General features: G+C 60.7%; 6 protein-coding genes and 1 pseudogene. All 7 read right to left on the bottom strand.

Annotated elements, in window-relative coordinates; genetic code table 11:
* Positions 1-154: pseudogene (locus EN994_RS36855) on the bottom strand (CpaF family protein); the annotation flags it as partial.
* Positions 155-183: 29 nt separating this feature from the next.
* Positions 184-1,473, bottom strand: a complete 1,290-nt coding sequence (locus EN994_RS14270) for a CpaE family protein (RefSeq protein WP_013533681.1) — start codon at positions 1,471-1,473, stop codon at positions 184-186.
* A 38-nt stretch (positions 1,474-1,511) separates the two neighbouring features.
* Positions 1,512-2,249 carry a pilus assembly protein CpaD gene (locus tag EN994_RS14275; protein ID WP_013533682.1) on the bottom strand — a complete coding sequence of 246 codons (738 nt, stop codon included), beginning with the start codon at positions 2,247-2,249 and terminating at the stop codon, positions 1,512-1,514.
* A gap of 14 nt (positions 2,250-2,263) precedes the next feature.
* Positions 2,264-3,784, bottom strand: a complete 1,521-nt coding sequence (locus tag EN994_RS14280) for a type II and III secretion system protein family protein (protein ID WP_013533683.1) — start codon at positions 3,782-3,784, stop codon at positions 2,264-2,266.
* The gene (gene cpaB, locus EN994_RS14285; RefSeq protein ID WP_013533684.1) at positions 3,781-4,593 is read right to left on the bottom strand and encodes a Flp pilus assembly protein CpaB; all 813 of its coding nucleotides are present in this window, start codon (positions 4,591-4,593) and stop codon (positions 3,781-3,783) included. Before cpaB ends, EN994_RS14280 begins: the two co-directional genes overlap by 4 nt.
* Before the next feature lie 213 nt (positions 4,594-4,806).
* Positions 4,807-5,325, bottom strand: a complete 519-nt coding sequence (locus tag EN994_RS14290) for a prepilin peptidase (protein WP_013533685.1) — start codon at positions 5,323-5,325, stop codon at positions 4,807-4,809.
* A gap of 172 nt (positions 5,326-5,497) precedes the next feature.
* Complete coding sequence (locus EN994_RS14295) at positions 5,498-5,680, bottom strand: Flp family type IVb pilin (RefSeq protein ID WP_013533686.1); 183 nt, start codon at positions 5,678-5,680, stop codon at positions 5,498-5,500.
* Between the last annotated feature and the right edge of the window lie 366 nt (positions 5,681-6,046).

Consider the following 6,046-nt stretch of genomic DNA (forward strand, 5'->3'; position numbering starts at 1 on the left):
CCCGCGGCGCGACAGGCGCGCTTGGCGCCGCGGGCCGTGTCAGAACCGCCGTGTCCACGGAACCTGCAGCCGGTGGCGCAACAGGCGCCGGTGCTGGCTGGCGAAATTCCGGCGTGAACCGGTTGCCGTCGTCGCTGCCTCTTTTACCAAACATGATCGACTACCGATTCCACTGCTGAAGCGTCACTTCTTGTTGCGCGAGAGCTTGCCGAGCAGGCTGCCGAGCCCGGCCTTCTTCCTGATCTTGATTTCGCTGCGCCCGGTCAGCACATGCGCCATTTCGTTGATCATTGCGACGATCGGGTTCTTGGCATCCATTTCGCCAAGCATGCGTCCGTTGTTGGCGGCATTGCCGAACAGCAAGGGATCAAAAGCAATGACCGACATTGGCGACAGACCGAGCGGCTCGGCGAAATCGGCCGGCGAAATCTCCGGGCGTTTCGGGACGCCGGCCTGGTTGATGATCAGCTTGGGCGGCGGATCATTGGGACGAAGCCGCTTGAGCATATCGATGAGGTTCTTGGTGTTGCGCAGATTGGCAAGTTCCGGTGTCGCGGTGATGACGATCTCGTCGGCCTTGACCAAGGTGTTCTTGGTCCAGCCCGTCCAGGCATGGGGGACGTCGAGCACCAGAAGCGGCACGCTGCGCTGGGCGGTGTCGATGAGCTGAACGAAGGCCTCTGGATCGAAATCATAGACCCGTTCGAGCGTCGAAGGCGCCGCCAGCAGCGACAGATGCTCGGCGCACTGGGTCAGCAGCCGGTCGAGATAGACTTCATCGATGCGTTCCGGTGAAAACACCGCCTCGGCGATGCCTTGCGCCGGATCCTGGTCGAAATTGATGTTGGCGGTGCCGAAAGCCAGATCGAGATCGGCGACGACCACTTCGGATTTGAACAGGGAGGACATCGCCCAAGCCACATTGTGGGCGATCGTCGAGGAGCCGACACCGCCCTTGGCGCCGACGAAGGCGATCGAGCGGCCGAGCGGCTCGGCTTCCGGATCGATGAAAATCGACGACACCACGCTGACGATGTCGGCCATCGAGACCGGAGCGATCACATATTCGGAAATGCCGTTGCGGATGAGTTCCCGGTAGAGGCCGACATCATTGTAGTGGCCGATCACCACCACCTTCGACGTCGGATCGCAATATTCCGAAAGCTGGGCGAGTTGTTCCAGCAATTGCTTGGGCTCGCTGCGCGATTCCAGCAGGATCAGATTGGGCGTCGGCGCCGATTGGTAGAATTCGATGGCAGTGGGAACACCGCCCATGTGGACCTTGAGATGCGCCTTCGTCATGCGACGGTCCTCGCCGGCGCGCTCGACCGGGTTGGCAACACCCTCGGTCTCGCAGAATGCCTGGATCGAGATGCGCGGGATCGGCCGCAACGCCTGCATCGCGGCGATGTCCTGCTGCGAGGTATCGCTGCCGTCCACCGGGGCGTCGTAGGCAAGGTTGCTCATCGTCATGCTCTCTCCCGTGGCCTGTTCTATCCGAGATTTGCGGCTCAGTACGTCACTTCCGAATTGCCGAGGAACTCTTCCGAAATGCCTCTCTTTTGGTAAACATCGATGGCTTGGCTACGATTTGCCGGATCAATATTGGCAGATTTACGCGGGCCGAGCAGGTCGGCGGGATTGGCCATCTGGGCGGCAAGATTGTTCTGATAGGAGCAGCCGAAGTCGGCATAGTGCTTGTTCTCCGATGTCTCCATAAGATCTTCGGGCCAGCGGCCGCACTTATCGGTCTGGGCTTTCACCGAGATATAAGCAACGCGAATCGGGGCAGAGGCTTCGGCGGAGGCGGACTGATAGGAGGTCACGACAATCCGATTGCGCTTGATGCCGCTGGCAACCGCCAGCCGGGCGAAATCGCGGGCCGCCGTGGTCGCGGCGACCTCGTTGGCCGATCCGCTCGGGACCTGGATCGTCAGCGTCGGGGCGGCACTTCTGTCATAGCCATCCAGGAAGCCAAGAAGCGTATCGCGCTGGGAGCCGGTCATGCCGCGGTCACCGGCGCCGACAGGCAGGTCGATCTTCTGATTCTTCTCGGCGATGACGATCGGATGGTTGGTGCGGTAATCGTCCGGAATGGCGCCGACCGTGATGCTGTCGCGCTGGGCGCAGCCGGCGAGCAGCGCCGCCACCGCAACCGCCAGGACAGGAACGGCTCGCCGGCAGACCCGTGAACGGCCGAGACGGGTCGTTGCGGCGATGGTGCTTGCCTTCAATGCTGACTGAGACATGTCCGCTTCCCCGCTTACTTGTAGATGAAGCCGACAACGCCGTGGTAGCGGCCATTGGGCTTGTCGGTCTGCATGGTGCCGTAGACGCGATTGACGCGGCCAAGGAACATGCCGGCGCCATCGCTGGCGGCGTTGAAATTGTCGTCCGGCTTGGCAAGGTCGTTGCGCGCCACCGGCTTAACCAGATAGGGCGTGATGATGATGACGAGCTCGGTCTCGTTTCGCACGAAATCCCTGCTGCGGAAGAGCGCGCCAAGCACCGGGATCTTTGTCAATCCAGGCAATCCGTTGACGGCTTGCCTGACATCGTCGCGAACCAGGCCGGCGATCATCATGGAGCCACCGGATGGCAATTCCACCGTTGTGTCGGCAAGGCGCTTGCGCAGCGACAGGGCATTCATGCCGGGACTCGTCACGCCTGAGGAGAACGATACGGATCCCTCGGTTGTCGGCTCGGAAACCGACGTCCTGACTTTCAAACTTATGCGGCCGGGAGACAACACAACCGGCTGGAATTCCAGGCCGATGCCGTACTCGATCTTTTCGACGCTGTAGGTCTTCAGGCCGGTCTGGTTGTCTTGCGATACATTTGCCGAGACACCCGTGACCATATTGTATTCACCGCCGACCTTGAAGGTTGCCTTCTCGCCCGACACAGCCGTCAAGGTCGGCTCGGCCAAGGTCTTCATCACCCCGGACTGCTCCATAGCGTTCACATAAGCCTGCAGTCCTGAAGCGCCGATTTGAAAGCCGGAATTCGACAGCTGTTTGCCGAGACCCGTGAAGTTGTCGCTGATTGCGCCGTAACTAATGCCGTTGCTGCCGCCGCTGCCAACCATGTTGACGCCGAGCTGCTTCATCACCGAGCGGCTGACTTCGGCGACCGTGACCTTCAGCGTGACCTGGTCGTCGCCAATGATCTGGATCAGGTTGACGATCTGGCTGGTGCGGCGCTCCTGGTCCGGATTGTTGATGTCGACACCGCTCTGGGCCGAGCCGCCAGCCGCGGTCTGCGAATATTGTCCCGTCGTCGCTTCACCACCCGACACGAACATGTTCGCCAACTGTTCGGCGCGCTTGGCATCCAGGGGGGTATCCACGGTTCCTGTGAGAACGACGTTGTCGTTCAGCAGTTCCACCTTGACAGCCGACGTCGGCAGGAAGCGCCTGATATAATCTTCAAGGCCGGCAACGTCGCGTTCGACGGCCAGGTCCAGGCTGACGATCTGCTCGCCATTGGGGCCGAAGACAAAGATGTTCGTCTCGCCGACCGCCTTGCCGAACAGATAGATGCGCCTTGCGGTGCGGGTCACCGCATCGGCAACCGCCGGATTGGCGACGAGAATGTCATAGGCATCGCTCGGCAGGTCGATGACCACCGACTTGTTGAGGCCGAGCTTGACGCGCTGGGTGGCCGTCGATGCCGTGACCTGCGCGTTCTTTGCCTCGACGACGCTGCCTTGCACATTCGTTCCGACGAGCAGCAGGCCGAATGCCGCGGCTACGATTGCCGGCAGTTTGCCACCTAGCTTCATTTCCTTGCTCCCACTTCGGAAACTTCGCCCGACTTGATCAGCCTCACCGTTCCCCTGCGGCCATTGCCGGAAACGAGATAGTCGGCCTCACCCACATTCTTTTCCTGCGTGTCCGCGACCGCCCGCAGCGCCAGGGTCAGGCGATCCGCCATCTGCTGGGCGACGGTGATAATCTCCGCCTGCTTGGGCGTCAGTTCCAGCGTGGCGGTCTGGCCCACCCTGGTCTTCTTGCCTTCCTCGTCCTCCTGAATGGTCTGGTCGATGGCCAGGACGCGGATGTTCTTGAGGATGGTCTCGGTGTTGAAGCCGGCGGCACCGCTGGCGGCATCGGCCCTGCGGGTCATGATGACGTCGACGAAATCGTTGGGAAGAATGAAGCCGCCGGCCGACGTGTCGGCCGAGATGGCCGTGGCGACCGCCCGCATGCCGGAAGGCAGGATCGACGACATGAAGCTCTGCCCCTCCCCGATCAGCTTGGAACGCCGCAGCGGCTCTCCGGCATACATCGCCACACGGGCAATGGAACCCTTCAGCTTGTCCAGCGCCTCGGGCTCGGCGGTGCGGGTGATGAAATTCGCGTTGACGCCGTCGGCGGGCCAGGATTGCCAGGCGATGTTGTTTTGGATCGGGCTGCCCATCGGAACGTCGCCTGAAAGCACAAGCACATCCTGGAGTGCCACTGCCGGGGCCTGGGGAGCGGAATCAACGACGACCTGGGGCGGCGGTGCCACCATGTTCTTCGCGACATAGCCAGCGCCACCCGCCGCGGCCACCGCCACGCTCAGAATTATCAATCGCGATGCTGGCATCTGTCCGAACCCTTGCCCTGGCAAACCACGTAGCCAAGCCGGACTTTGCAGCGGCAATCGTCAAAACAAGGTTAATGTAATGCTTACGATCGTGATTAATTTAACGTTTACATAAATTAGCCGGACTATAGCCGGACCGGCCAAAACAGCCGGGCCGACCCCGTTGAGAACGGGGTCTCGGCAATGCTGACAGACAATAAAATAATATCGTGGTCAGGCCGCCAGCCTGGCCAGCGCCCATATCATCAAAGGCGAGTCCGGATAGGTCAGCAACCCGCCAAGGCCGAGCGCGACGCCATAGGGAACGCCTTTTGCCTCGTCGGCGAAATGGCGCAGAAACGGATTTTGGCCGGTAACGGCCGCAAGCATCGACTTCCGGTAGAGGATGATCGCGAGCGTCAGCAGGCCGCCGATGATTGTCGAGGCGACAAGATACTCCACGAGATTGACATTGAGGCCCATCCACATCGCGGTTGCGGCCAGAAGCTTGGCGTCGCCGCCGCCCATGCCGCCTATTGCAAACAGGCCGAACGTCACGGCCAGGACCAGGGCGCCGGCGGCGAAATGTCCGCCATAGGCCGCCCAGTCCATGCCTGTAAGGGGCGCGACCAGCGCGAAAACGACGACGAGCAGCACCGGCACGCGGTTGGCGATCGTCATCGACAGCATGTCGGAGATCGCGGCAAACAGCATGCAGAACGGAAAGACGACGAAGATCAGGGCTTCAAGCATCGGCGCCACGCCTATTGTCCGATTTTATTGGGCTCAATCTAAGATATGTTCGATTAACGATTGATGAGGCCAGGAACGAAAAGACGACCTATATTGGCAGCGGCATAAAAAAGGCCGCCACGCGGCGGCCCTTTTCCAGAAAATGCGATGCAAGTGCTCGGCGATAAGCCGATCAGCTGCCGGTCGGCGCGTTGTTCAGGGTGCTGCCAATGTTGGTGAACTTGGCATTCAGCGCATTGCCGAGCGTGCCGGCGCCAGTGATGATGGCGAGCGCGATGAGAGCGGCGATCAGACCATATTCGATAGCGGTCGCGCCGGATTCGTCCTTCACAAAACGTGCGATGAGATTAGACATTCGAGAGCTCCTACTCCACGTGTTACAGCACTTCCGTCAACTTCTGTGATGGTTGATCGGATGCTGCCAATCTAGGGAGAAGCTCTTTCGATCGGCTTAAGAAACAGCCTTACCGATTCCTTTCCCGGTTCGAACATATTGCGTGGTTAACTTCGGGCTAAAGTACCGCCGCGCCTTCCAGTCCCAGGTTTGGCAGGCTTGCGCCCCGACTGGACCGCGCCTCGCGGGGCGCCCTTATCGGCCATTGCAGGATTGGCAACATCGCAGGCTTAACCGTTGGTTCACCAATCTCGTTCATGTTCCGTTGATCAGTCCGCCTGCGTGGAGCGCCTCAATGGCCCAGCCGAGATCGTCAATCCTGATTGC

The organism is Mesorhizobium sp. M7A.F.Ca.CA.002.09.1.1 (assembly GCF_003998555.1).
Lineage (GTDB): Bacteria > Pseudomonadota > Alphaproteobacteria > Rhizobiales > Rhizobiaceae > Mesorhizobium > Mesorhizobium ciceri.